This is a genomic window from Puia dinghuensis (assembly GCF_014642875.1).
In the GTDB taxonomy this organism is placed as follows: Bacteria; Bacteroidota; Bacteroidia; order Chitinophagales; family Chitinophagaceae; genus Puia; species Puia dinghuensis.
Genome location: NZ_BMJC01000001.1, coordinates 103123 through 128942 on the forward strand (window position 1 = coordinate 103123; position 25820 = coordinate 128942).

Sequence of the window (25820 nt, forward strand, 5' to 3'; positions counted from 1 at the left end):
TGAGCGTGGCGGGCGGTTGCGGCCCGGCTCATTGATCGACGCCGAAGGCAAAGAAGGTATAGCTCATTTTCCCCATGCCGAAGGTGTTAACCATCATCATGTCCTGGAAGGCGTATTCGCCGGGCGCCAGCCGGGTGGCGGGGATCAATATGTATACGTCATCACCGGACTTCTGGATGTTGAAATCGATCGTATGCTTGCTATCCCCACCCATCGGTGTTTCGCGGCTTCTCTTCTCTGCATCGAAGCGGTAGAGCTTGATTATAGAGGAAGGGTCCGTCATCGAGCTGAGCTTTATGGCAAACCGGATGTCGCCGCCGGCTTTTAACCGGGCAGGTGAGTGTGGGCCGTTTATTACGAGACTGGCACTGCCGCCGCCGCCGCGAGCACCGATGAAGCCCATTCCCTTCGTTTTCATCTCGCCGGTGGTCTTCTCCAGTAACCGGAGGGTGTCGCCTGGCCAGAAATAAATAATATTTATGAATTCGGGATCGGGGCCTTTTGCCGTGGTAGGGGTCTGCGCCTTTGTTATGGCCGGGAGGGCGGAGACCAGGAGGGTGAGAAGGAGGAAGGGTTTCATATTTTTTAATTTAAAAGCGCCAGCCGGTGTAGAGCTGGATGACATTATTCTTCGGGTTGATGCTCATGCTGCCGGAACCTGAGCCGCTGCCCGTACCGCCGAAAGAGCTGAAGGCATTCTTGTAGAGGCTGCTGAGGCTGAGGTTGTACCTGGCGCCAATCACCAGTCCGAGGACGGGATGGATCTCCACGCCGCCGACCACTCCATAGTCTATGCGGTTGAAAAAGCTTAGCAAGGAGCCGCCATAGGCGTTGTAGGCGCTGTCGGTGCCCGTGGTATGAGTGGTGCTGTCTGTTTTTGCATTGAGCAGGTAGGCCGTTCGGGCGCCGAGCTGTATCTGGACGTATTTGGTGATGTTGATAGCCATCAACTGCTCGAGGGAGAGATAATTCAGTTTCAGGCTGGAGTTGTTCTGGCCGGTGCTGTAGTCGAAGCCCTGTTGGGAGAAGGCGAGTTCGGTATAGGAGCCCATTAGCTTGCCGGGGGGCGAGAAGAAGATGCCGGCATTGAACCCGGTGTGGCTGCTGGCGTTGATGTCCGAGGCGCTGGTGACGTTGGCAAAGTTGAGGCCGGCTTTGACCCCAATGCCGATGATGTGATGCTCTTTTTTGGGAGCCTTTTGTTTGGCAGCGGCGGCGGTGCTATCGTAGTGGTACTGGGCGAGGCTGGTGAGCGGGAGGATGAGGATCGCGATAAGGGCGATATTGCTGGCTTGCTGGCGCATGGGGTTTTGTTTTTCCTAAGCTACGGTGGTGCAGTGGGCGGGTCAATAGAACGAAAGTTAGGGCCGGCGGAAGGCTTTGTTGATGGCTTCGGTGCGATTCTGGACATGGAGTTTTTCGTAGATCCGGTGGATGTGCTGGCGGACGGTGCTGGTGGAAATGGAGAGCTGATCGGCGATCTCTTTGTACAGGAGCCCATGGGAGAGAAGCTGCAGGATCTCGTTCTCCCGCGAAGAGAGGATGGCGGTGTCGGGAATAGCGTTCTCTGCCGTTTCTATCGCCTGCTGGCGGAAGGCGCGGACCAATTTCCGGGCGATGTTGGAGCTCATCGGGGAGCCGCCTTCGTAGAGTTCTTTCAGGGCTTCGATGATGTTGACCAGGCCGGTGTTCTTTAATAAATAACCGGAAGCTCCCGCTTTCAGGGCTTCGAATACCTTTTCATCGTTTTCGTATACGGTGAACATCATGAATTGGGTGTGGCCGCTTTTGTCTCCGATCTGGCGGATGCATTCGATACCGCTCATGCCCGGGAGGCTGATATCCATTATAACGATGTCTGCCTGCAGCCGGGGAATAGCGTCCAAGGCCTCTTCGGCCGTTTTGAAGGTGTCCAGGACGATAAATTCGGGGTTTAGTGCGAGGAAGTTCTTCAGGCCTTCCCGTACTTCATCGAGGTCTTCCACTATGAGGAGAGTAATGGGCATGGTTGAAATTGAAGCTACTGGTAAATGATTGCCGGAACAATAGTACTAAAGTTATACTATGCGGACCTCCGGCCCGGTTACAATGGCACGGAGAGTTCGATGGTTGTACCTTGTTCGCGGAGGATGCGGAGGCTGCCACCCAGGTCGCCGATGCGTCGCTGCATATTGCTCAGGCCGTTGCAGAAGGGGCGGATGGTATTGGGGTCGAACCCGATGCCATCGTCCGTTATGGTGATGATCAGCGTCCTGTCCGGATGGGTTATGGTCATCCGGATGCTGACCTGTTCGGCCTGCGCATGTTTGACAATGTTGTGGAGGGCCTCTTTTATGGTGAGGTATACGTTGCGCCGGAATTCCCCGCTGACAAAACAGGATGGGGAATCAGCCGGGATATCCACCTGGCAGCGGATGCCGGCCTGCAGCAGGTATTCCGCCGCGTAGCTGCGGGTGTAGGACAAAAGATCGCTGAGCGAGTCATTCCTTTCATTGAGTGCCCAGACGATCTCGCCCATTTTGTCGATCATTTCGTGTGAGTAGCGCCGGATGCCGGAGATCTCCTCTTCGAAGGGCAGGTGTTGCTGTTTTTTTATCCCGATGGTTTCGCTCAGGAATTTGATGCGGGAGAGGCCGGCGCCCAGGTCGTCGTGCATGTCTGTCGCAATCCTGGTGCGTTCTTTTTCTATCGCTTGTTTATTTTCCAGGGCGATGCGTTGGACGAGCAATTTTCTACGAATATAAAACCTGATGAGCAGCAAGAGGATCGCCGCGAGTGCGGTAGCAGCCGCTGTGCGGAACCACCAGGTCTGCCACCAGGGGGGCAGGATGACGAAAGGGTACGCGGCTGTGAGGTCGGGGTAGTCGCCGGTGAGGAACTGGGCTTTTACTCTAAGCGTATACCGGCCTGGGGCAAGGTTTACCAAGTTGATGGCCGAGCGGTCGGAGGGAGTGCTCCAATTGAGATTGTTGCTTCCTTCGAGCAGATAGGAATAGCGGGTCTCCGTTTCGTTGATAAAACTGGTGACGCCTATAGAGAATGCGATCGCATTGTGATCGTAAGGCAGGCGTAAAGTCTTGTCTGTGGTTTCCACCAGATCGTTGCCGCTGAGCACCTGCGAGAAAAGAAGATGGGGCTGATAGCTGTTCTTTTCCACCGGCGGGGAACCTATTTTCATATAGCCTCCTTTTACCAGGGCCCAGTGTACCCCTTTGGCGGCAGGCAGGATACGGTAAATGCTCTGATAATCATCATTGGTATGGGTGATGTCGTCGATGGCGAAGCCGCCATTGCGGGGCCGGATGCGATCCAGCCCTCCGGGGGTGCAGGCCCATACCGTATTGTCGGGATCACATTGAAGGTAGTTGACGAAATTCTCGGACAGGCCGTTGCTGGCGGTGAGGTGTTTATAGGACAGCAGTCGAAGGCCATCGAAGAACAGGCAGTACAGACCGTGGTCCCTTGTCCCTACCCATACCCTTCCTTCGTTGTCTATGGCGATGCAGCGGGGACTCATCACAGGCAACACTTTCAGGTAATCGGCCAGGACCCTCAGCGTCGCGCCGGTGTCGGTAGGGAAAAGCCCGAAGACGGTGAGTGCGTTGCTTCGGGTGATGGTCCAGATGCGGTTTTGCTTATCTATGCCGGCCTGGTCGCTCATAGCGCGAAGGGGATATTGCAGCATCCGGCCTCCCGACCACAAGAGCATTCTATTAGTAACTATCACCAGGTTGCCGCGGTGATCGAAACAGCCATAGCCCTCAAGGGAAGCGGTGTCGGTGTGGAGCAGCGACAGGCTGAACAGCCCACCCGGAAGGAAATGCAGGGCAAACAGGTGGTTGTCGCTGACGAGGTAGGACCTTTTCCCGATGAAGATGTGGCCTTTGCCGGGAAGTGGGCCCAGTCCATGGAACAGCTGCTGGCGCTCACCTTTTACCAGGAGTATTTCATGCCGGGCGCCATCGTACAACCAGAGGGAATCGCTGCCGGCATCGGTGTAGAGATCGTTTGCGGTGAAGTCCGGTTTTGGCTGCGTGTAATGGAGAACCTGCCGGCTGGCTATTTTTATGATGCCGTTGCGGTCGTTGGCAAACCATACATTGTTCTCTTTATCCTGGAAGATACCACTGGTGTACCCCGGCGGCAGGCCGGTAGACACGTTGAAGACCTCCTTTTCTCCGGAGGTGTCGAGCTTGATGATGCCATCTTCGGTAGAGAGCCAGAGCGCTGCCGACCGGTCAAAATAGAAATAACCGGCGTGAAGATCGTTTGCCGCCTGGTAGGGAGGGGGCAGTCTGGCGGTGACGATGCTGCCTTCTTTCAATGCCTCCTTGTCGATGACGCGTACCCCTTCGGAGGTGGTGACAAGGATATCGTTGGCGGGTGACTTGACTAAGTAGTAGAAGCGCTGGTCATTTGCGGAGATGATCAGCTTATGCGTATCAAGGTCGTAGACCAGGAGCGCCGCGTTATGGGGGAAAGCGCCAAGGTAGGGGTCGTTGAGCAGGATCAGTTTCCTGTCCACCTGGACAGCCTGTAGGAAATTGTGATCTGCTTTTATGGCGGTGCTGTCGCCGGTGAGCACTCTTGCAAACCGGTTGTTCTCATAGCGGAACAGGCCGTCATCGGATATCGCATAGAGATAGCCATCGCTACAGCGGAGTATCTGGTTGATCACCGGGTAGAAATTGTCCGCAGTGGTTATATTCCGGATGGTGCCATGTACGAGACAATGCAGGGCGTTGGCGTTGGGGACGATCCAGAAGGAGTCTTCACCCATTTCCACGATATCGTTGACCAGGCTGGCGGCCAGGCCGTTTTCCGTTGTGTAGTTGATGAAGCGGCTGCCATCATAGACGCTGAGACCGCCGAAGGTAGAGATGTAGAGGCGTCCCCGGCTGTCCTGGAAAAAGAAGCGGGTGCGGTTGTTGACCAGGCCATCTTTGGGGGTGTAGCGTTCAAAGAGGTATTGTTGTGCATAGCAACTATGAACAATAAAAAATAAGCAGACGAAAGTTAGCTTTTGCCACATGCCGGTTGCTTCGGCCTGAAATTACAAAACGGAGGAATGATTTGCAAGGACGGTTTTTAGCAGCGGAAAAAATGGTAATATTATGGCAAATGGATCAATGATGAAATCGATGTTCTTTCGACTGGCTGTTGTGAGCAGCCTTGTTTGCCTATCTTTTGTCCGGCAGACTTTTGCAGAGGTGTTGCCGGCACCAGCGCTTCATCCTTTCGGCCGGTGGCTGCTGACCGATAGCCAGCAGGTGGAGCTGATCGGGAGCGCCGTACATTTTGGATTTCGCTTTTCGGGGAGCGAATGCCGGCTGTATGCCTATTGCAAGGAACCGGGCGGTCACAATTACCTGCAATACGAGATCGATGGCGTTTACCAGGGTCGGGTCAGGATCGAAGGCGGCAACAGGAAGCCGGTGGTGATAAAGGCCGCTTCGCCGGGGACACATACGGTATGGGTGTACAAGGCCACGGAAGCGACGACGGGGCCTGTCTTTATCGGGAAGGTCGAGGGACATGGGTTGCAGGCGTTGCAGGAGCCGGACGCACCGCTGATCGAATTTATCGGCAACAGCATCACCTGCGGGGCATTGGCCGACCCTTCGGAGACACCTTGCGGTACGGGGGTATATATTGATCAGCATAATGCCTATTATGCCTACGGTCCACGAGTCGCCCGGGCGTTGAAGGCGAATTATTTTCTGAGCAGTGTAAGCGGCATCGGCATTTACCGCACCTGGAACAGCGATAGTCCCTCGATGCCGCAGGTGTATGAGAAGGCCGATCTGATCGAAGGTAGCAGGCGGATGTGGGATTTCAGCCAGTATAAACCCGACATTGTCAGTATAGCGCTTGGGACCAACGATCTCAGCAAGGGTGATGGGAAGACGCCGAGGGCGCCTTTTGACAGTGCGACCTTTGTGAATGCGTATGTGCGTTTTGTCCAGCTGGTGAAGTCGAAATACCCGGCGGCGCAGCTCGTTTTGCTCAGCAGTCCCATGGTGGGCGGGGCGGAGCGGCAGCTGCTGCAGCATTGTCTTTCCGTAGTGAAAGCAGCGATCGACGCGCAGTATCCTTCCGGCAGGCCGGTGGCGCTTTTCTTTTTCGACCCCATGCAGCCGAGGGGATGCAGCTATCATCCGAGTGTGGAAGACCATGCGCTGATGGCTGCGCAGCTCGAGCCTTTTTTCAGGAAGCTGCTTAAGGAGTAAGGGGGTGCGGAATGGGGGCTGGCGAGCTATCTGATGGCCGAGGTTGGAGAGCTGGTTTGCTTATTTTGTATCGTAAAACCGGATGCGGGTGAACTTAAACCCGCCGCCTTCGCCTCTGCTCAATTGGTATAGCAGGGTACGGGTGCCACCGGTGGGTTTATCTTTGTCGTCACCGGGATTATAGATGGGGAATTGCTGGAGCAGTGTGCCTTCCAGAAGGCTGAATTTGTCATGGCCCTTATAGCCTTTGTTAATCTTTCCATCGAGCGAAACGTCGGGGAGGAAGCAGGCGACAAGGGATTTATTTGCCTGGGAGATGACGGCGTATACCGTTCCAAAGACGGCGTTGGAGTCGGTGTAGATATAGAGCAGCAGATCGGGATAACCGTCGGCGTTGAGGTCGTCGATCTGCGTAGCATATAAACGGCCTTTCAACATAGAGTTGATCTCTCTTGCATCGCTTTCCATGCCGATGGGTCTTACGAGGAGAGGATTTTCGGTGATGCTTCGGTTGCGGCAAGTAACCCGATAGCCGGCTTTACCGATCTTCATGGTGGTGTCGATCTTATTGAAGGTGATCTGGGCATGGGTCGTTAGAAAGAAGAAGCTTCCAAGTAATAAAAGAAGGTACTGGCGTTTCATGCGATAAAGATATATATTTAGCCTATGAAATATACCTATTTATCCCTGTTGTTTGTCATTTGTCTTTTTGCTTCCTTTAGCCCTCAGCCCGATCGGGGGCTTCGCCTGAATGGCACCTGGAGGCTGGTGTCGGGGACGACGATCACCCACGGGGTGTCTTCGGTGACCGATTACACCAAGGAGACAAACATGATCAAAATCATTAATGACACGCATTTTGCCTTTTTGAAACATGATCTGAACCCGCCGAAGGATTCCTCCAATCATTTTGACGCGGGAGGGGGCAGCTATACGCTAACCGGAAACCAGTATACCGAGCACCTGGATTACTACAGCGACCGTAATTGGGAAGCGAAGACTTTTACCTTCACCGTCAGCATCAGCAATGACACCCTGATCCAGCAGGGGATGGAGAAAAATGAAAAAGAAAACATCGACCGGGAGATCATCGAGCGGTATGTGCGGGTAGGGAAATGATGCGTCCGGAGGGATGATTATGTTGTCCGGATCATTGCTGCCCGTTGCCGCCGCCTACGCGGCTTTGCTCGTCGCTGGCACCGCTGGCCCTTCTCTGGGACTGGTTGCCGGTGCTTTTCCCGAAGCGATAGACCAGTGTCATGACAATCCTTCGATTGTCCCAGATGGAATGTGAGTAGGTAACTGCTTTGTCGAGATCGCTATGGGAGGTAAAACTCATCAGATAGAGCGGGTCGCGAAAATTTAATTTGGCGGTGCCCTTTCCTTTCAAGATCTGTTTGGAACCTCCGAGGGAGAACATTCCCCGGCCATCGGCCAGGATAACCCCACTGATGTAGTTTTTGGCATAGTAGAATCCACTGCATTCGGCTGCCCACCCTTTTTTGAAGCTGTATTGGGTATTGAAGCTGGCGTTGAAGGACGTATAACTCACGTCGATAGTTGTGCTGTCGGCCACTCCCTTGTAGCGATTGTTGTATACGTTGAAAAAGACGTTGAGCATCCAGGCCTTTGTCAGTTGTTTGCTAAAGTTGGCCGACAGGCCGATATTCCGTTGCGACGCAAGGTTTTGGTCGGTCTGATACGTGGTATAGTTGGAGTCGCCGGGTTCTTTGAAGGTGATGAGCACGTTGTCGATGATATCGGTGGTCATGGTGTAGTTGGCCGAGATATTGATCATCCCCTTGTAATTATAACTGAGCTCCACATTGTTGCTAAACTGCGGTTGCAGGTTGGGGTTGCCCTGCGAGTAGGTATACCGGTCGAGCTGGAACCGGAAGGGGTTGAGGCTTTGATAGGAAGGCCTTTCGATCCTTCTTCCGTAGGAGAGGCCGAAGGTGTTGTTGTCATCCGTTTTGTAGGTTATATACGTGGTCGGGAAGAGTTGGAGGTAATGCTGCTTGAAATCGACGCTCTTAACTGTTTGGTCGCCGTTGGTATTGGTCTGCTCCGCCCGGAGGCCCAGCTGCAGGGAGAATTTTTTGATACGCTGCTGCCAGCTGAGATAGGCGGCGTTGATATTCTCTTTATAAATAAAATGATTGCTGATGGCAGTGTCCGGCTCCCAGGCCTTCTTAGTATTATCGTACAACGAATAAATGGCGTTGTTGTCGGTGCGTACATAACTCGATTTGACGCCAGCTTCTATCGTAATGTCATCGCTTAGCACCTTTTTATAGTCGCTCTTAAAGCTGTAGATGTCGATGTGTGATGGCAGCAGTCCATTGAGCAGATAAGGCGCATCGGAAGCGGTGTTGTCGGCGTTGTAGAGATAGTTGTTGGAATTGACCGTGCCGTGCGTAGTAAAGAAGATGTAGTCGGCATCCGCGGTGAGTTCGCTTCCTTTCTGATCGAGTTTGTGAGTATAGTTGCCGTTGAACCCGAGGTGGGTCTGTGGCGTATTATTCAGGGCGTTTGCGGCATTATATTGTACGAAGTTGTGGAGACTGTCGAAAAAATCGGTGGTCGATACGGAGGTATACCATTGCCTGTCAACCGTTCCGTTGACGGAGAAGCCGAGGGTGGTCTTTTTGTCAGCGAAATAATCTACACCGGCGCGAAAGTTCTGGTTGCGATCGGAGTATCTTCCATAATTGTGCTGGACTGAATACCGGTCGAAGAGGGCCGCGGCGTTTGACCTAAGGCTATTGTTGTTATGGTCGTCGCCAAATCCTTCCCAGTAAGCATAGCTGTAATTTCCGTATATATTGAACTTGCCCTGGCGCCAATTGAAATTTATGCTATTGGGGCTTTTGAAATACCTGGCGATGATGGCGGAGGCACTGATAGAGCCGTTGAAACCGTTGTTCCTGTTCTTTTTTGTAATGAGGTTGATCACACCCGAGTTGCCTGCCGCATCGTATTTGGCGGGTGGCTGGCTCATGATCTCGATCTGGTCGACGAGGTTGGCCGGCATGTTCTTCAGGTAGGTGGCAAGATCCGTGGCGCTGAGGTAGGTAGGTTTGCCGTCGATCATGATGATCACACCCTGTTTGCCTTTCAGGCTGATGTTGCCGTCGTTGTCAACCATTACGCCGGGGGATTTTTCCAGCACTTCGAGGGCGGTGAGTCCGCCATTGGTCGGGGATGCATCCACATTGACGACTGTTTTGTCTATCTTGACTTCTACAGGTGGTTTCTTCCCGACTACGGTTACCGCCCCGAGGGAGGCCCCGGAGGGCTGTAGGCGGATGGTGCCCTGCGAGATCGATGGCTTGGCCGGGGTGATCTCCAGGGGCTGGCTGTACCAGGTGGAATAACCAATATGGGTGACCGAGAGGATATATTTCCCGTTGGGGATGTTCTGGAAGGTGAATTGGCCTGATTTGTCGGTGATGGCTATTTTGGTCGTGGAGGAATCGGTCTTTTTCAGGAGGGATACGGAGACGGCATCAAGGGGTTTGCCGCCGGAATCTACTACGCTGCCTTTTATTATGCCGATGGGAGGCATTGTAAGGATGGCTGTTCCCTGGCTGAAGGCAGTGAAAGCGAATAGCTGTAAAAGGACAAGGGTAGTCAGGAATCTCATACCTATGGTTAGATTTGCGTGCGCAATTTTTTAATGTTCTGTCGAAACAAAAAGCTAAAATGGGATAGGAGGGATATTGGGTATGTGACCGGCGCCGGATATAAGTGCGATTAGTTATTTAAAGACGTATGGGATGGGAGAATGTTGCATGAGGCGCAGCAAAAAAGCCGCCGGGAGATGTCCGGACGGCTTTGGTTCTTTGGGTGGGCTGAAGAGCGCTTAATTTGCCACCAGGTCGGATTCGGCCCCAAAGGCCTGGTCGATGACGATCTTCCAGTTTCCGTCGGCCTGCTGCTTCATTACTTCGATGCCTTTGGCGCTGATCTTTACTTCGTCGCCGTCGGTGATGCGCCATTCCGATCTGCCCAGGGCGATATCGCCTGTTTGCAGGCAATACACTGTTTTGATCTCCATCTTTCCTTTGATGGACAGAATGGCTTTTATGGATTCTTCGAACTTTTCTTTCCCGGATACCGCGGATACGGGCTTTCCTGGTTGGGGCACGATGATGCCTGAGACATCGTACATGTTCATGACGGTGGCTACGTCGCCTGTGTTGAAGGCGGCTGCAAGGGTGGTGTGGGCGTCTTCTGGTCTTTTGGGAAGGTTCATTTTTATTTGATTTTATTGATGAATAGATGGATTATGATAAGAGGGGGGAGAGGTTTTTCTCTGCGCTCACTTTCCGGGCCAGGGTGGCGGCGTCGGTATAGACCTTATTAAAAAGAAATGGGCCCATGCTTATCCGTTTCACACCCAGCAGGTCTAAGACTTCGAATTCGGGGAGACCGGGTACACACATGACATTGATGGGCAGGGCAGTAGCGTTGACCACCTGTTCGATGTCATGCCTGTCCGTGATGCAAGGGACAAATATGCCGCTGGCGCCGGCATTCTCATAGGCTTTTATCCGCGTAAGCGTTTCGGCAAGCGCTATGGGTATATCCAGCAGAAACGCATCGGTTCGGATGTTGAGGAAAAGATCCCGGTTGTGACGGCTGAGGTGGTTAGCCACGGCAGAGATGATCTTTTTAAAATCATCGGTTTTTTGGAATTCGCGGTTCTGGCCGGGGATGGTGTCCTCCAGGTTTATTCCGACGACACCCGCGTCGTGCAGCTTGTCGATATTGGTAAGGATGCCGTCTATCGTTCGGCTGTAACCGCCTTCCATGTCGACCGTAAAAGGGACCTTTATGCTTTCGGTAACCTTTTGGGTCATGCGAAGCAGGAGGTCGAAGGGAAGCTGCTCGCCGTCCTCGAAACCATGTGCAGTGGAGAGGGCGTGGCTGGAAAAGCCGATAGCTTTGTAGCCGGCGGCTTCCAGCACCTTTGCGCTGTTGACGTCCCAGCAATTCCCCAGCAGGAAGGGCGTCGAGGACCGGTGTAATTGGGAGAATGTTTCGTAGTAGCTCATTGTTTTTTTTCTCAAAGCTACTGTGGGTATGAAGGGGAAAATAGGATGAAAAGGAACTGCGGCTTTTTATTTGCAACCTGCTTTTTATTGCTGGAGCAGCTGATTGACGGGGGAGATATTTTTCAGGTAGGCCGATGGGGTAAGACCGGTGAAGGATTTGAATTCCTTTATAAAATGCGACTGGTCGAAATAGCCGCAGTCATAGGCGATGGCGGTGAATGGCTGATCGTTCTTTGCGATGAGTTTCAGGCTGAACTGGAAGCGCCTGATCTTGTTGAAGGATATCGGGGTAAGACCGGTGTGCTGATAGACCAATTTGTTGAGATAGCGGGAGGTGATGCCGTGTTGGGTAGCGATGGCGCTCAATTTTATTTCCGCCGGGGCTTTTACCATGCTTTTAAGGATGTGACCGACCTTGTCGATGCGGAAGGACCTTTTTTCGCCTTGTATCAGTCGATCTATAAGGAAGGATTCGACGAGCGCTATCCTTTTTGCCGCGTCCCCGGTTGCCAGTAATTGTGTATGCAGCTGTTTTACGGGTTTGCCCAGGATATCGCCAAGATCGGCAACCTGGTCGTTGAAGTCGCCGACGGGGCATTCCAGAAAGTAGGCCGCCGAATGGGGGAAGAATTTGATACCGAGCATGGTGTGGCTGCCGGAAGATTGGATGTCGAGAGGTTTGGTGATCTGTCCCCAGAGTTCGATGAGTGGATTGCGTTTGTCCTGGGTGGACCAGATGCCCGATGCGAGATTGAAGATCATTTCCATATCCCCGCTTGGAAAGACGACATCCTCGAAGGTGGTACCTGAGGTGGAGTGGAAGATATAATAATGCCTGATGTAAGGCTTTAGGATATCCGATGGAGGGAAATAGGTGAACTCCATAAAGTGAATGTACGTTTTTTTGCGAAGTTAATGGAGCCGGTGGGGTAGGGATTGTAAAAAAAGGAACAGTGAGGTTCAGCGATAGCCTGCTGCCTGTAGCTCGAAAAGTTCGGCATAGCGGTTGCCGGCCTTCAATAGTTCTTCGTGGTTGCCCAATTCGGTTACCCGGCCGTCGCTGATGACGGCGATGCGGTCGGCGATGCGCACCGTGGAGAACCGGTGGGATATGACGATGCCGATGCGCCCTTTCAGGTTTTCTTTTAGTTCGGCGAAGATGGCCGATTCGGCTTCCGGGTCGAGGGAAGAGGTGGGCTCGTCCAGTATCCAGATATCGGCGTCCCTGTACATGATGCGGGCCAGCGCAAGGCGCTGCCACTCCCCGCCCGAGAGATCGTGGCCGCCTTCGAACAGTCTTCCTACCTTGGACTCCAGCCCGTTCGGCAATTTTTTCACCAGCCACTCGCTGCGGGAATCTTTCAGCGCCTTGGCTATCCTTTCCTCTTCGATATCCCTGTATGGCCAGCCCATGACGATATTTTCTTTCACCGAGAGCTCGTAAGTGGCATAGTCCTGGAAGAGGACCCCGATGCGGCTGCGCAATATTTCGGGGTCCATGTCTTTTATGTCGACGCCGCCGATGCGGATAGTCCCTTTTTCCACGTCATAGAACCGCAGAAGCAGTTTTACGAGGGTGCTTTTACCTGCGCCATTCTCGCCGACAAGGGCGATCAGTTCGCCGCTGCGGATATGCAGGTCGAGATTTTCCACGGCCGGGCCGTTGCCACCCGGATAAGAAAAGCTGACGTTGTCGAATACGATGTCCGAGATGGTGCCAGACGGGATAGGCCGGGGATCGGCGGGTACCGGAAGCAACGGATCGATGGCCAGGAAGGAGAAATAATCATCCAGGAAGGTGGTATGCTGGTCGACGGCGACAAAGGTGCTGGTGATCTGCCCCAGGGTTCCGGAGACGGCGGTGAAGGCGCCGATGACAAGGACAACACCTCCCGGATCGATGGTCCCGGCTATCCCGCGGATGGCAACGAACACATAGGCAAGGCCGAGGATAGTGCCGGATACGATGCCGCTGAGCATGGAAATCCGGGCGCCCGAACGGTAGATGGTCTCCCTTTGTTTGAAGAGACCTTCCGAGATGTTGTGGTGCCGCCCCAACAAATAGTCTCCCAGCACAAAGGCCCTTATTTCCTTGATCGATCGGGATTGGACGAACATATCGCCGATGTATTGGCGCTCCCTCTCTTCCGGGGTCTCTTTATAAAAATATTTGTACAGCCGGGAGGTGATGCGGCTTTCTATGGCCAGGGAAATGAAGGAGGCGGCCAGTGCAAGGACTACCAGCAGCCAGTGCAGGCTGGCCAGCAGGCCCGCCATCAGGACGATGGTTACGATATTCCCTGAGAGCCCCAATACCGACCAGGTGAGGTCGCCCGGCCGCCACGAGACATCGCGCCTGGCGCGGGAAAGACGATCGTACCAGTCCGAATTGTCGAAATGCCCCATGTCGATCTTCGCGGCTTTGGCCAGCAGCCGGCGTTCGGCCTCCAGTTCTACCCGGCGGATGTAAAGGTTGCGGCCGTAGCCGATGTAGGCGCCGACAGACCGTTGGATGATAATGGTGGCCCATAGCCCTAAGATCAATGGGAGGATATCCTGGAAGTGGGTAGCGTGTATACGGGCATTGGCGATCTTATTGACGAGCTGTGCGCTCAGATATACCGATATCGGCGGCATAACGGCGTTGAACATGCCCAGCAGCGTATAGCGTATTAAAAGACTCGGGGAAGCAGCCCAGGCCAAAGCCATGCCCATCCGCAGGTTTTTTCTCACCCTGTGGAGGCGGCTTCCCTCGCTAAAAAGACTGGTTCCCATTGCTCCAAGATAAGGGAAAAACGTGGAAACCGGAGAGTGCTATTTTTGCTCTTCCTTGTAGTGTTTCAGGATCTTTGTGAAAGCAGAAGGCTCGATCTTGAGCATGCCTTTGTAAGGGTGGTCCAACATGTTTACCAGGATGAGATTAAAGACAATGATGACGGAGAAGAGGATTATTTTTAAATAATGCGTCTTGTTATTGTTGGTCTTGAATAAGATGGCAAAAAGGATGATAATGAGCCCCCCTGCGATCAATATCTTCCACATGAGGGGTGGCAACGATGGATCGATGTCGGAGATGCGGATGCTCCTGGCCTCGGCGAACTGGTTGATGCTCGTGACCATGGATGCATACCAGACTTTTTCATTATCCGTCTGTGGCCGGATGGCGTAAACCATATCCCAAACCTGGTTATACCTTTTCTGCGTGATGGCACTGGTGGTATCATTCTCCATGGAGGGAAACTCATCGTTTACGACGGAGGTGACATAATTGATCACCGTGGTGCGGATCTTTTTTCCGGTCGTGGAGTCGGGGAAGGCGTAACTTGCCCTGTAGAGATTGAAGACCTTTGTCGACTCTTCCTGTATCCTGTCACCGGTGTTCTGATATTGTTGCCAGACAATAACGACGATGAAGGCCAGCAAAATGGAGTATACGGCGACGATGCCACCGTAAATGATGCCGCCGATATCCAGATCGAGCGAAAAACGTTTTAAAAGGGGATTCTTTTTGACAAGGAGGAAGACGGCCGTTATGCACAATAAAAAGATGCATGCGGCCAGATAAAAATGATTGAACATGATCGAGTCGATAAAGGGCGGCAAACTACAAAAAATTTTGCGATTTGACCCACTACATTGGCCTGTAATTGACGGCTTCCGGCTGGAGCGTCAGGAGAGGTTCATTGCTGCACCGTCCGGGCAATCTGGTGAGGGCGGAGGGTTTGTTGATCCGTTTCCCTGAAGCGGCAGGTACACGTTTGGGCCTGGCTGCTTTTTCCGCCTTTTGGATCTCCTGCTTTTGTCTTTGTTGCTCCCGTCCTTGTCTTTGCTGTTCCCGCCTTTCCTGCATCATCCGCGCATAGGGGGTCATCCGTTGTTCGCGTGTCAGCTGAGGCGTTTGGAACATTTGTGGCGTCCTGCTGATCTTGGCGATAAAGATGGCCGTACCGATGATAAAGCATAGCAAGGTGGGAATGTTCCCTTGCAGATGAACGGTCTTGTATTTTGTGTAAGGAAGGGAAATATCCGCATTTATAGCCAGAGAGCTGATGCCATTACGGATACTTTGGGGAAGATGATCGTGCACCAGGTATGTGATAAGGCCCCCAACTGTTACACAGATGAGAAAAATAAATGCACCCGCAAAAACTGCCCCTTGTCTTTGAGCGACCTCCCGCAAGGAAGGCATGCCCCGCCGGGAAGGATAGACCAGGATCATGACTGTATAAAGAATAATGAATAGGCCCGGCACCAGGATCAGATCGACCGTGAACGGCACACGAACGGGAATATCCAGGATGGTGAGGCTTGGATTGACTTTTGCGAGCCCGGATATGCCGGGAAGCAGCGGAGCGATCAGGCGTTGGCCCAGGAAGAGGCATGCCAACAACAGAATGAGCACGATAGCCACTGCGGGGAACGGCCTTTGACCGCTGGTTTTGATAGCCATATAAAAAGATTTGTAGATTTGGGCATATTCCTCCGCTACCATTGAGGAATCAAATATTGTACCAGTGGGGGTGGCTTATCGGCTGGCAAAGCCTAAATTTGATTTAACATTTCCGGTATTATGAACACCCGATCCTTATCATTGCAAGTTTCCCCCTCTATTGGCGCCGTTTCGGCCGAATATTTTATCCCTGAAGCAAGTAAATGCATCATGACGCTGGCGCACGGCGCCGGCGCCGGCATGAATCATTCCTTTATGGTGGAGCTGGCATCGGCGCTTTCGGAGGCTGGTATTGCGACCCTGCGGTTCAATTTCCCCTTCACCGAGAACAAAAAAGGGCGGCCCGATACCCCTGCGGTGGCGCACGAAACTATTGCGGCGGCTATTACCCATGCGCATGAATCGTATCCTTCCCTGCCGCTTTTTGCCTCGGGCAAATCCTTTGGAGGGCGGATGACCTCCCAGTATTTATCGGCGCATGCCCGGCCTGAAGTAAAGGGGATAGTTTTCTATGGATTTCCGTTGCACCCTTCGGGCAAACCTTCCATAGATCGGGCCGAACATTTAAAGGACGTAAAGGTCAAAATGCTTTTTTTGCAGGGTACAAAGGATGAATTGGCAACGTGGGATCTGATCGAAAAGGTATGTTCGTCGCTGCCGAAAGCACGGTTGGTGAAGATCGAGGGGGCCAATCATGCGTTTAAGGCGGGTAAGCAGGATGTGGTGGCCTTGCTTGTAAAGGCGACGCGGGAGTGGATAGAGAAAATGATATAACAGAATTACCTTGCTATCACAAGCCGCTGCAGGAAAGTACTTTCCCGCCCGATGAGCTTAATAAAATAACACCCCTGTTTCCAGGTGGAGGTATTGAGACTTAGATTGCTTTCATGATTGGTTTGTTTGGACAAGATCGTTTGGCCGGCAGCATTAGTCACTACAATGGAGGATATATCCACCGTTCCCGAAATATACACCACGTTGGCGGCAGGATTGGGATACAATACAATATTACCTGTGTTTCCGTTGAACGTTACCAATTGGACGTCTGAATAGAAGATATTACCGTCAGCGTTTACCATTTTCAACCGATAGTAATTGTATTGCTGATCAGGGTGCATGTGGAGATACTGATACCCGTTGACACCAGTCTGAACCGATAAAGTGGCGATCGGTTCAAAATGGCTGCCATTATTGCTGTACTCAACCACCGTTGTACCTGTTTCGGGGTTAGCGATGTTCCATGCCAACCGGACATTGCCTGCTTCATCGGGTGTGGCAGTAAATGCAGTGATAGATAGTGGCAATACCACGGCGAAAGAACAGGGGGTCAACGTGATATTGTCGATATAAAAATCGTTACCGGCCAGCGCTGAGCTGGAAGCAGTGAGGCTGACCGTGAAAGGTCCGCCGGTAGCCGGGGCGACAAAAGACATGTTGCCGAACTGCCACGGCGTTTCGGGCCGGTCTTGCGTGTAGGCGCTTGGGGCGTAGAGGGTGATGCTGGAACTGGCAATCACGGTTCCTGAATTGTCGGTGACCGTCGCCACAACAGGTGCGTCGCTGATATTGCCCAAGGCAACTACCTGTGCGTAGCTGTTTGCCGCTTTTCCAAAGAAAGAAAGGGAATAGCCGGTGCCGCCCGTCAATGCAATACCCGATTGCTGGAAAAAGGGTGTAACGGTGGATGCCGGTCCATTCACCGCCAGAAACTGGTCATACATATCACCGGTTGTTGCGCCAAAGGTTTTGCGCCACCCGGTGCCGATGTAGGTGTTAACCAAGGATGACATATAAGGCTGGTCGGTCAGGTCGGACAAGGTGCCCAGGTAGGACGTAACGGCATAGTAGCCGTCGTTGAACAATACACCGGAGTTATTAGATCCGGGATTGGCCTGGGCGTTGGAAAAAGTATAGGTGGTATTGGCGGCGGGTATGCTGCTGTATAAGGAACTGGTGGCTACGGTAAATGCCCGCTGGTGTGGATGTAGGGTAGTCCAGGTGCCGGATGCTGTCCCAAAAGTACCATTGTTGGCCACCGTGATCAGGTTTGTCCCGACGGAACCGGTGCCGCCGCAGGCAAGGGCCGCAGCGGGCGTTGCATTCATTAACCCAAAATCCAGGTTGCCGCCGGGAAACAGCATGCGGTTGGTCGCGGCCTGAAAGGTGGCCTGCTGATTCTGATAATAGTCAAACAATACTGCACCCGATGAAGACTCTTCCTCTGGCGAGGGCAGTGTAATAGTCGAGTTGAGCAAATTCGTGGTTTCGGTTACAAAATTCTTGCCGGCGGGCGGAGTCACGATCACGGAGAAATTGCCTGCCGAAGGGACCTGGGCGCTGGTAAAGGTATATACGCCCGCGGCATTGCTGGTAGTGGAGGCGACAACGTTGCCCAGCGTTTCATTTACTATGCTCACGGTAACGCTACTTAATGGTGCATCGGTTGCGGCATTATACACCTTGTCGCGATTGCCGCCGTCCTGAAAGACCGTTCCGGTGAGGCAAACGCTTTGAAACAATTGGATTTGCGCCACGCCCATAGTAGTAGTGGAAGAAAAAGTCTTGGTGATATATAATCGATATTTGCTGTAGGCGGTATTGTTTGCCGTGGTAAAGATGCGTGTCTGGCCTGCCGAAAAGGTGATGCCGGTGCGGGTATCCAGGGTAACCCATGTGAAGCCATTGAATGCCTGGAATTTCCAGTTGGTGGGTGCGATTTGGTCGCCGATGCCGCTGTAGTCCATTGCCGAGATGGAATACCCCCTCACCACTTGCGATCCGCCGGTAAAAGTAACGCTTACCCAGCTTGGGTTGCCGTTTGTCACGTTCTTGTTCTCCTGCCAACCGGCTGTGGCGTCGGTTGAATTGGTGAAGGCATTGGATGACGGAAAGCCAGCAGCCTGACCACTTTGGTTGAGTGTGTAAGGCTTGCTGTCTGTTAAATCCGTCAAACACTGGCTATAACCAAGTGAATGGATATGGATAAGGATGGCTATAAGAACTGGTTTCAGAGATAAAGTTCTGGTCATAGGGGTGTCGATTGGTTACGATGTTGGAAAGAAACGAGCTGTAATTGCGGGAAATTGTTCCTTGCTTTACTTGCCGAATTGTTCGACCGGTAAAATCGAAATACTTGTAAAAGAAAATCGAAGTACTTGTAAAAATGTCTAAGTGACGGTTAAAATGTGGATTCAGGGACATTCTGTCGGCTGATGTGTCATAAAGTGCATAGGGTTATATTGATAATCAGTAGACTAGGATCTGACAGATTAGTTGGGAAGGCTTTTTGCTTTATTATCACAAAAAAAGGAGTGTTCTATGGCAGAAACCTGGAACAAAAGAGAGCGGGAGAGAAGCAAACGACAGAAAAGAAAAGAGAAGTTGGAGAAAAAGCTGGATCGGAAACAAAACAAGGGCCACCATGAATGGACTGATATGCTGGCCTATGTTGATGAGAATGGGAACCTTTCTTCAACGCCATCTGATCGTCCGCAGTAATGAGTAAATAATGGTTGCGACGTTAAAGCCTTATGCCATTATATTTTATAGCGATAATAGCCCCCGATGAGGTGAACCAGCAGGTGCTGGAATGGAAAAGGTATATGCTGTATCGATTTAACTGTAAAAAGGCTTTGCGATTGCCGGCACATATCACCTTGATCCCGCCGTTTAACATGCCCTCCATCCTGGAAGTGCCGTTGGGACGTTCGTTGGAGGACTTCACGCGTCATCAGACGGCATTTTCGATCTATTTGAAAAATTTTTCGGCTTTTGCGCCGCGGGTTATTTATGTACACGTGGAGCCGGGGGTATCATTGCTGCAACTTAAAGCGGATCTGGAAGATCTTTTGTTGGAGAACGATTTGGACCTTCCTAAGAAAGAAGAGCGGCCTTTTCAGCCGCACATTACTATAGCAAGCCGCGACTTGAAGAAAGGGGATTTTGCTGCTGCCCAGGCATATTTTAGTGGCCGGTCGTGTGAGGCGCAATTTGAAACTGGTGCCGTTTCGCTGTTGAGAAATGCGGGTGAGCGGTGGGAAGTGGTGGGTGAGTATCCTTTTGGGGATTTGGCGTAAAACAACCTTCCTTAAGACATGGGAGTTGTTTTTTAGCTGTCTGGAAAAAAGCGACAAATCTTTTCAGATTGTTGATCTGCAAATCACGGCCGGTGAGGAAGTGGCGTTTTGCTATGCCTCGATGAGATGCATTTATTCTGATAACGGCCATGACCGAATCGAGCTTGATTTCCGGCTAACCATTGGATTTAAGAAGATTGAAGGAGAGTGGTGGTTCATGCATGAGCATCATTCGGTGCCTGCTGAATAGGATGATGATAGGTTGGTCTGTTATTCGGATACCGTATAGAATACCGTGTCTATAAAAAATAGCGTATTGGAATTGACAATGATATTCTCGTCATGCATGTCTTCGAGGATCAACCCCAATTCCCTGTTGAAGTAGTCGTTTCGTTTGGTATTTACGAAGCCGTTGAAAGCCAATAGCTTCTTTACATCCTCCAAGTCGACCGGGGCATCCGATGTTATAAATGGCTGCTTTAAAACAGCCAATAAGGAGCCGTCTTTTTCTTTGAAGCCCAGGAATGTATATGCTGTATCTACGAAAAGGAGGTTGTGAATGACAAGGCTATTGAAGAATTCGAGCCAGGTAGCATAATAAACGGCATCATTAACCTTTATTACATTTCGGTGATCAGGTGCAAGGTATATTTTTGCTTCACCTCCACGGGTCAAAAAACTACTTTCATCCGGTAGATCATTTATCCACCATTTGCTCAGTGAACTGTGATGTCTTAGGAATTCAGCCTGCTCCGTTTTAATTCGGGATTGACCTTCGAAATCTTTTTTAACCGTTGTACTTGTTCTAAAGCTTGAGCAAAGGAGATTTCGGACTGCTGTGCAATGATCTTTTGCCCCCTCAAGGATAGTTCCTTTAACGATATTTTCAAGTCTTTTTCGGGTATCATCGTTCAACATTTGTGGCAAAATTAAGCAAAATCGCCGTCGCCGGCAACGCCTTGGAAAATATTGATAATTAATCAACTAAGGCGAGGTGTGAAATTAAGGGCCTTTGCGATATGGCTTCATAGTCACAATATCGGTACAACGAAAAGGTCTCTTATGGCTACTCCTCAAGGTAAGTCTGAATATAGTACCTTCACAATTGAACCCAATTCTCCTAAATGCTAAATAACGGGGTTGATCTAGTCGCTTTTTCCGGTTCTAATTACCTGCTTATCGAAAGCCTGGTCGATGAGTCAAAGCAGGAAGGATTTGAATTTGTGCAGCGGACTATTCACGACTGGAACAGCGGCACCAACCGTTTTTCCCAAACCGGGGAAGGCTTATGGGGACTGGTTTCAGGTACCGAATTGATCGGCATAGGCGGCCTTAACATCGATCCTTATGTCGACGATGCGGGTGTCGGTCGGGTCCGCCACCTGTACATCCGCCAGGCTTATCGCCGGAAAGGCTGCGCGGCCTTGCTGATGAACACGATCATCGAGCGGGCCCAGCTTTATTTCCACATACTCCGCCTGTTTACGGCCAACCCAGCCGCCGCAGCGTTTTACGAACAGCTGGGGTTTGAGCATTTACCTGGTTATAAAGTAAGCCATGTGCGGCGACTGTGGCTATAGCTTACTGGTAGAGCGCCAGGCTGTGAACCCGGAGAACAGGGTCATTCTTAAGGTCTTGCATGTTTAGGTTCATAAATTCCAAGTTTTCCGCCTCCAGGGAGCGTTATCTGCACAACCGAACCCCAGCGCTGATTTGTGATCGGGCTGCATGGAATCTGTTGATCCTGCATTTCGTTAACAAAAGCCTGAATGTCGTCACATAGCAAATAAAACTCGTGTGGTCCATTTTCAGATGAGGGGTGTATAGCGAGCTCGGATGGCGGCAATCCAAAGATCAGCCAGCCATGCCCTACGTCTACGTTTGGAAATTTGAGGACGGTTTTAAAAAATTGCTTGTCTGCTTCAGCGTCTGCGCTGTAAATGATAGAATGTGCTCCTGTGATCATGGTTGTTGTGTTTTACAATTTACGTATAAAATGGGTGGCGCCGTGCATTTCGATCCGGACGAAATCATAAAAAGAAAGTGTAAATTCGCCAATAAACATTGATATATAGTAAATATATGAACGCAGAGCCGCAAACCGTGCTGGATTATCGTGGTGATCATACTATCTTCCTCGTCTATAATTTTAAGAAGGATCAGGAGGTCGGAGCCGTCTTTCAAAGGATATGTGCATTAGTTATCAATCTTAATAATTCTGGCGAGACCCGGTTTCCCGACTCCGGCGCAATTTGTGTGATGGGCATTGGGTTTGATGCCTGGTTGCGGCTTGGTCTTCCGGAGCCGCTCCCGAAGGAGTTGCAGAATTTCACGCCCATTGTCGGCGGGAAACATGTGGCCGTGGCTACCAGGGGCGATCTGCATTTTCATATCAAGGGGAGCTCCAGCAGCATTTGCTACGATATGGCCGCCACGCTGGCTCAAATTCTGGATCCGGTGGCGGTCCCCGTGGAAGAAATTCATGGGTTCCGGTATTGGGACGGCCGGTCTATTTTAGGATTCGTTGACGGTACCGAAAATCCCCAAGGGGAGAAACGCGCCTTTTTTGGGTTGATCGGGGATGATGACCCGGGCTATAGGGGCGGGAGTTATCTGTTCGTTCAAAAATACATTCATGATCTGAAGGCGTTCAGGGCGCTGCCTGTCGAGGAACAGGAAAAAGTATTCGGAAGGTCTAAAGAGAATGACGTTGAAATGACGGATGAACAAAAGCCTTCCAATTCTCATATTGCTTTGACGAATGTCGGTGACGATCTCAAGATCATCCGGGACAATCTTCCTTTTGGGAATATGTCGACCAATGAGATGGGTACTTATTTCATCGCTTATATGAGTACCTTCAGCACGGTCAAAAAGATGCTGGATAATATGTTTATCGGCGTACCGGAAGGGAATTACGACCGATTGTTGGATTTCAGCAGCCCAAAGACAGGGACCCTGTTTTTTGTTCCTTCGGCGACCTTTTTAAAGAATATCGCATCGGGGTCACCAGCTCTGGAGGTCGTTCCTTCTGTCCCTGATGCAAATGGGGCCATCCCGGAGGCTGGATCGCGGTCATCTTCGAGCGATGGGTCATTATCTATCGGATCACTAAAAAAAGAAGCAGGATATGAATAATCTTTATCGGGAGCTGGCTCCGGTTTCAGAGGCGGCATGGGCGGCAATCGAATCGGAGGCACGGCGTACACTCAAACGGCATCTGGCGGCGCGACGCGTGGTGGATGTTGAAGGACCGAAAGGTTTTGACTTTTCGGCGGTAGGCACGGGGCATACCCAGGGAATTCCGGCGCCCGGGGAAGGGATCCAGGCTGTGCGGCGCGAAGTGAAGGCTTTGGTGGAGCTTCGGGTTCCGTTCGAACTCACACGCCAGGCGGTTGACGATGTTGAGCGCGGTGCGACAGATTCGGATTGGTCATCGGTGAAGGATGCTGCGCGCAAGATAGCGTTTGCAGAAGACAACTCGGTCTTCGAAGGATACGACGCAGCGGGTATCCAAGGTATCCGGCAGGGTACCAGCAACCCGGCATTGTCGCTTCCTTCCAGTGTGCGGGGTTACCCGGATATCGTAGCACAAGCGGTGAGTCAATTGCGGCTTGCCGGTGTCAATGGCCCTTATGCACTCGTTCTTGGCTCCGAACCATACACGGCTGTCAGCGGCGGCAGCGATGAAGGATACCCCGTTCTGCAGCATATCCATCGGCTTATAGATGGGGATATCATCTGGGCTCCGGCAATCAGGGGCGGCTTCGTGCTTACCACCCGTGGGGGAGATTTCGAACTGGATCTTGGGCAGGACATATCCATCGGTTATCTTAGTCATAGTGAAACGAGCGTCAGGCTTTATCTGCAGGAAACTTTCACCTTCCGGTTGTTGACGACGGAAGCTGCGGTAGCGCTTTCACCTGTGGGGAAATAGGTCACGCAAGGCTATCCAACGAAAATACTCGAAATAAAAAGCCTTCAAATCCATTGACTTGAAGGCTTCTTTTTACCTATTTCCCCGATTTAAAGTAGATTTATAAGGTCATCAAAATTTCGGTGAATTTATATGAATCGAAAATGAGTGTATATGGCTGAAGTTAAGACCAAGAAGGAGATCATTGATGAGATAGTCAGGGAGGCAATGAAGCTCGATAAATTGGAGCTTCAGATTCTGCTTGCAAAACTCAGAGTTCGAAAAATGCATAAGGACGGCGTGCGCCCTGCTGCCCGGCCCCGTAGAGGTGTAAAACCACCTACCATGGAAGAAATTGATTTGTGGAAGCACGAATCCCGGAAGGCCCATGCGGGTAAATAGATTTGACGCAATTAGGGTAGTAAGGAAGGCCACTGCACCTTACGAACTTACTTATCCGATAAAGTGATATATCCCAACCGATAAAGATGAGGACTATTTGGTCGCGCTTGCGCTTCAAACCTCAGCTGGTTTCATTACCTCTGGGGATAAAAATATCCTCTTGGAAAAGGCAACGCTGGAAAAGTCCTTGATGTGGCCCACTTGTGAGTTCAGAAAGGGTGCGATATATTTTGAAAACAAATCTTTAACTAGTAATTTAATATTTTATATGAACGTACAAGAACAAATCAAAAAGTATATTACTAGCCAATCTGAACCAAAACGTAGTGAAATGCAAGAGTTGCACCTGCGTACACTTCAAGCGCGACCAGGATGTAAATTATGGTTCGATGATGGTAAAGACAGCGAAAACAAAACTGTTAGTAACCCTACTATAGGATATGGATTGCAGACAATAAAATATGCCAATGGAAAAACCAGAGAGTTTTTTCAAATTGGTATAAGTGCAAACAAAACCGGGATATCTGTCTATATCCTCGGTATTAAAGACAAGAAATACTTGGCCCAAGCGTATGGAAAAGAACTAGGCAAGGCTAGCGTCACTGGGTATTGCATTAGGTTCAAAAGTCTAAAAGATATAAACATTGATATACTTGAAGCGGCGATACGATATGGGTTTGAGGCTCAGAATGAAAAAAAGTGAGCTGATGAAATAATTATCGAACTGACCGTTTGGAGTTTTTCGCAAAGGTCCATTACTTGAAGGCGATTTCATAGTCAAATCCTTTGGTCCGGATCTTCTCAAGCCATTGTTGGAAAGTATTATTCCCCATGACAATCTTCCCTTCGTGAATCGTGAGCGTCTCTCCCACAATAAAGCGTTGCAAATCAGGCCGGAATTCCTCTCTGAGATCACTCAGATAGACGGTGGTATTATGCGATAGTCGCTGCAGGTCTTCAAACCGTTCTGGTATGATGGCGAGATTGGGCATATGGTAACGTAGCAAAGATAACATTTTCATACATCCGCGTACAGCTTATTTACTAAATAAATTAGTTGCGTAAGAAGGGGGCAGAACCCGGAACATGTCGGGATCACTTCCAACGATTCACCTTCTCCTGATGGCCTTATCCTAACCCATTGTATGACAAGGAAGAGTTAATTACGTTTGTAGTATGGCTCTCTCCACTCATGATACGAACCTCCTTCGTGAATACTTCGCCGGCAAGCCGGTGAAGAGGGCCTATTTATTTGGATCATACGCGCGAGATACTGCTGTAAAGGGCGCCAGTGACATCGATATATTATTGGAACTGGATTACTCCAAACCCATCGGTATGAAATTTTTCAGCTTTCAGCGGGAACTCGAAGATTTATTGCATAATAAAGTAGACGTCGTCACCAGTGATGGCATTTCTCAATATGTTCTTCCATACATTGAAAGAGATAAGATCCTGATCTATGAAGCCACCGCTTAGTGATGAACTGCGAGTCCGGCATGTACTGGATGCTATTAATTAAAGAAATTGAGTCCTATCTGCAAATTGTATCGCTGAATGACTTTCTCGCCAACTCAGAAAAGCGCTTCGCTACCATTAAACAACTTGAGATCATCGGTGAGGCATGTGCCTGTATTGGCGTTTCCTTTTTTTAGCTAGGGGGCACAAAGACTAAAGATCATTTCC

The 25820-nt window shown here is 50.9% G+C and carries 29 protein-coding genes; 13 read left to right on the top strand and 16 right to left on the bottom strand.

Annotated elements, in window-relative coordinates; all coding sequences use genetic code 11:
• Nucleotides 1-28: 28 nt before the first annotated feature.
• The 4 genes from IEY39_RS00310 to IEY39_RS00325 all read right to left on the bottom strand — a co-directional run bounded on the left by IEY39_RS00310 (nucleotide 29) and on the right by IEY39_RS00325 (nucleotide 5032).
• On the bottom strand, nucleotides 29-580 hold the full coding sequence (locus IEY39_RS00310; protein ID WP_188927405.1) for a hypothetical protein: 552 nt from the start codon (nucleotides 578-580) through the stop codon (nucleotides 29-31).
• Nucleotides 581-590: 10 nt separating this feature from the next.
• On the bottom strand, nucleotides 591-1304 hold the full coding sequence (locus IEY39_RS00315; RefSeq protein WP_188927406.1) for a porin family protein: 714 nt from the start codon (nucleotides 1302-1304) through the stop codon (nucleotides 591-593).
• A gap of 57 nt (nucleotides 1305-1361) precedes the next feature.
• The gene (locus IEY39_RS00320) at nucleotides 1362-2006 is read right to left on the bottom strand and encodes a response regulator (protein WP_188927407.1); all 645 of its coding nucleotides are present in this window, start codon (nucleotides 2004-2006) and stop codon (nucleotides 1362-1364) included.
• Between the two features lie 77 nt (nucleotides 2007-2083).
• The gene (locus IEY39_RS00325; protein ID WP_188927408.1) at nucleotides 2084-5032 is read right to left on the bottom strand and encodes a sensor histidine kinase; all 2949 of its coding nucleotides are present in this window, start codon (nucleotides 5030-5032) and stop codon (nucleotides 2084-2086) included.
• A gap of 82 nt (nucleotides 5033-5114) precedes the next feature.
• Here IEY39_RS00325 and IEY39_RS00330 point away from each other — a divergent pair, with 82 nt between their 5' ends.
• Nucleotides 5115-6230 carry an SGNH/GDSL hydrolase family protein gene (locus tag IEY39_RS00330; RefSeq protein WP_188927409.1) on the top strand — a complete coding sequence of 372 codons (1116 nt, stop codon included), beginning with the start codon at nucleotides 5115-5117 and terminating at the stop codon, nucleotides 6228-6230.
• Nucleotides 6231-6290: 60 nt separating this feature from the next.
• Here IEY39_RS00330 and IEY39_RS00335 read toward each other — a convergent pair whose 3' ends face one another.
• Nucleotides 6291-6872: a hypothetical protein gene (locus IEY39_RS00335; protein WP_188927410.1), complete on the bottom strand. Its 582-nt coding sequence runs from the start codon at nucleotides 6870-6872 to the stop codon at nucleotides 6291-6293.
• Between the two features lie 24 nt (nucleotides 6873-6896).
• Between IEY39_RS00335 and IEY39_RS00340 the strand changes: the two genes are divergently transcribed.
• The gene (locus tag IEY39_RS00340) at nucleotides 6897-7349 is read left to right on the top strand and encodes a hypothetical protein (RefSeq protein WP_188927411.1); all 453 of its coding nucleotides are present in this window, start codon (nucleotides 6897-6899) and stop codon (nucleotides 7347-7349) included.
• A gap of 31 nt (nucleotides 7350-7380) precedes the next feature.
• Here IEY39_RS00340 and IEY39_RS00345 read toward each other — a convergent pair whose 3' ends face one another.
• From IEY39_RS00345 to IEY39_RS00375, 7 genes are all read right to left on the bottom strand, one after another.
• The gene (locus IEY39_RS00345) at nucleotides 7381-9876 is read right to left on the bottom strand and encodes a TonB-dependent receptor domain-containing protein (RefSeq protein ID WP_188927412.1); all 2496 of its coding nucleotides are present in this window, start codon (nucleotides 9874-9876) and stop codon (nucleotides 7381-7383) included.
• A 219-nt stretch (nucleotides 9877-10095) separates the two neighbouring features.
• Nucleotides 10096-10488 carry a YybH family protein gene (locus IEY39_RS00350; protein WP_188927413.1) on the bottom strand — a complete coding sequence of 131 codons (393 nt, stop codon included), beginning with the start codon at nucleotides 10486-10488 and terminating at the stop codon, nucleotides 10096-10098.
• Between the two features lie 31 nt (nucleotides 10489-10519).
• Nucleotides 10520-11290: an isocitrate lyase/PEP mutase family protein gene (locus tag IEY39_RS00355; protein ID WP_188927414.1), complete on the bottom strand. Its 771-nt coding sequence runs from the start codon at nucleotides 11288-11290 to the stop codon at nucleotides 10520-10522.
• Nucleotides 11291-11374: 84 nt separating this feature from the next.
• Nucleotides 11375-12175, bottom strand: a complete 801-nt coding sequence (locus IEY39_RS00360; RefSeq protein ID WP_188927415.1) for a helix-turn-helix transcriptional regulator — start codon at nucleotides 12173-12175, stop codon at nucleotides 11375-11377.
• A gap of 75 nt (nucleotides 12176-12250) precedes the next feature.
• Nucleotides 12251-14065, bottom strand: a complete 1815-nt coding sequence (locus tag IEY39_RS00365) for an ABC transporter ATP-binding protein (RefSeq protein WP_188927416.1) — start codon at nucleotides 14063-14065, stop codon at nucleotides 12251-12253.
• 39 nt (nucleotides 14066-14104) lie between these two features.
• Complete coding sequence (locus IEY39_RS00370) at nucleotides 14105-14893, bottom strand: bestrophin-like domain (protein ID WP_188927417.1); 789 nt, start codon at nucleotides 14891-14893, stop codon at nucleotides 14105-14107.
• Nucleotides 14894-14921: 28 nt separating this feature from the next.
• Entirely contained in the window at nucleotides 14922-15740 is an 819-nt protein-coding gene (locus IEY39_RS00375) for a hypothetical protein (RefSeq protein WP_188927418.1), read from the bottom strand.
• Between the two features lie 120 nt (nucleotides 15741-15860).
• On the opposite strand from IEY39_RS00375, the gene IEY39_RS00380 reads away from it, so the two are divergent.
• Nucleotides 15861-16514: an alpha/beta hydrolase family protein gene (locus IEY39_RS00380; protein ID WP_188927419.1), complete on the top strand. Its 654-nt coding sequence runs from the start codon at nucleotides 15861-15863 to the stop codon at nucleotides 16512-16514.
• Nucleotides 16515-16519: 5 nt separating this feature from the next.
• Here IEY39_RS00380 and IEY39_RS00385 read toward each other — a convergent pair whose 3' ends face one another.
• Nucleotides 16520-18769: a T9SS type A sorting domain-containing protein gene (locus IEY39_RS00385; protein ID WP_188927420.1), complete on the bottom strand. Its 2250-nt coding sequence runs from the start codon at nucleotides 18767-18769 to the stop codon at nucleotides 16520-16522.
• A gap of 289 nt (nucleotides 18770-19058) precedes the next feature.
• Between IEY39_RS00385 and IEY39_RS00390 the strand changes: the two genes are divergently transcribed.
• The 3 genes from IEY39_RS00390 to IEY39_RS30145 all read left to right on the top strand — a co-directional run bounded on the left by IEY39_RS00390 (nucleotide 19059) and on the right by IEY39_RS30145 (nucleotide 20066).
• Nucleotides 19059-19238 carry a hypothetical protein gene (locus tag IEY39_RS00390; RefSeq protein ID WP_188927421.1) on the top strand — a complete coding sequence of 60 codons (180 nt, stop codon included), beginning with the start codon at nucleotides 19059-19061 and terminating at the stop codon, nucleotides 19236-19238.
• A 71-nt stretch (nucleotides 19239-19309) separates the two neighbouring features.
• Entirely contained in the window at nucleotides 19310-19816 is a 507-nt protein-coding gene (locus IEY39_RS00395; RefSeq protein WP_188927422.1) for a 2'-5' RNA ligase family protein, read from the top strand.
• On the top strand, nucleotides 19761-20066 hold the full coding sequence (locus IEY39_RS30145; protein WP_373285406.1) for a nuclear transport factor 2 family protein: 306 nt from the start codon (nucleotides 19761-19763) through the stop codon (nucleotides 20064-20066). Before IEY39_RS00395 ends, IEY39_RS30145 begins: the two co-directional genes overlap by 56 nt.
• 20 nt (nucleotides 20067-20086) lie before the next feature.
• On the opposite strand, the gene IEY39_RS00405 is transcribed toward IEY39_RS30145, so the two are convergent.
• A complete protein-coding gene (locus IEY39_RS00405; protein ID WP_188927424.1) occupies nucleotides 20087-20734 on the bottom strand; it encodes a putative polyvalent protein kinase domain-containing protein in 648 nt (215 codons plus the stop codon).
• A 206-nt stretch (nucleotides 20735-20940) separates the two neighbouring features.
• Here IEY39_RS00405 and IEY39_RS00410 point away from each other — a divergent pair, with 206 nt between their 5' ends.
• Nucleotides 20941-21396: a GNAT family N-acetyltransferase gene (locus IEY39_RS00410; RefSeq protein ID WP_188927425.1), complete on the top strand. Its 456-nt coding sequence runs from the start codon at nucleotides 20941-20943 to the stop codon at nucleotides 21394-21396.
• Between the two features lie 47 nt (nucleotides 21397-21443).
• On the opposite strand, the gene IEY39_RS00415 is transcribed toward IEY39_RS00410, so the two are convergent.
• Nucleotides 21444-21782 carry a VOC family protein gene (locus IEY39_RS00415; protein ID WP_188927426.1) on the bottom strand — a complete coding sequence of 113 codons (339 nt, stop codon included), beginning with the start codon at nucleotides 21780-21782 and terminating at the stop codon, nucleotides 21444-21446.
• A 116-nt stretch (nucleotides 21783-21898) separates the two neighbouring features.
• Here IEY39_RS00415 and IEY39_RS00420 point away from each other — a divergent pair, with 116 nt between their 5' ends.
• From IEY39_RS00420 to IEY39_RS00435, 4 genes are all read left to right on the top strand, one after another.
• A complete protein-coding gene (locus tag IEY39_RS00420) occupies nucleotides 21899-22954 on the top strand; it encodes a Dyp-type peroxidase (protein WP_188927427.1) in 1056 nt (351 codons plus the stop codon).
• Nucleotides 22947-23753: a family 1 encapsulin nanocompartment shell protein gene (locus IEY39_RS00425; RefSeq protein ID WP_188927428.1), complete on the top strand. Its 807-nt coding sequence runs from the start codon at nucleotides 22947-22949 to the stop codon at nucleotides 23751-23753. Before IEY39_RS00420 ends, IEY39_RS00425 begins: the two co-directional genes overlap by 8 nt.
• 153 nt (nucleotides 23754-23906) lie before the next feature.
• On the top strand, nucleotides 23907-24134 hold the full coding sequence (locus tag IEY39_RS00430; RefSeq protein WP_188927429.1) for a hypothetical protein: 228 nt from the start codon (nucleotides 23907-23909) through the stop codon (nucleotides 24132-24134).
• A 160-nt stretch (nucleotides 24135-24294) separates the two neighbouring features.
• Nucleotides 24295-24837 carry a DUF1801 domain-containing protein gene (locus tag IEY39_RS00435; RefSeq protein ID WP_229688702.1) on the top strand — a complete coding sequence of 181 codons (543 nt, stop codon included), beginning with the start codon at nucleotides 24295-24297 and terminating at the stop codon, nucleotides 24835-24837.
• A 52-nt stretch (nucleotides 24838-24889) separates the two neighbouring features.
• Here the strand turns inward: IEY39_RS00435 and IEY39_RS00440 are convergent, their stop codons facing one another.
• Entirely contained in the window at nucleotides 24890-25141 is a 252-nt protein-coding gene (locus IEY39_RS00440; RefSeq protein WP_188927430.1) for a hypothetical protein, read from the bottom strand.
• 169 nt (nucleotides 25142-25310) lie between these two features.
• Here IEY39_RS00440 and IEY39_RS00445 point away from each other — a divergent pair, with 169 nt between their 5' ends.
• Nucleotides 25311-25613 carry a nucleotidyltransferase family protein gene (locus IEY39_RS00445; RefSeq protein ID WP_188927431.1) on the top strand — a complete coding sequence of 101 codons (303 nt, stop codon included), beginning with the start codon at nucleotides 25311-25313 and terminating at the stop codon, nucleotides 25611-25613.
• Between the two features lie 29 nt (nucleotides 25614-25642).
• Nucleotides 25643-25789, top strand: a complete 147-nt coding sequence (locus tag IEY39_RS30150; protein WP_373285428.1) for a HepT-like ribonuclease domain-containing protein — start codon at nucleotides 25643-25645, stop codon at nucleotides 25787-25789.
• Nucleotides 25790-25820 lie beyond the last annotated feature (31 nt).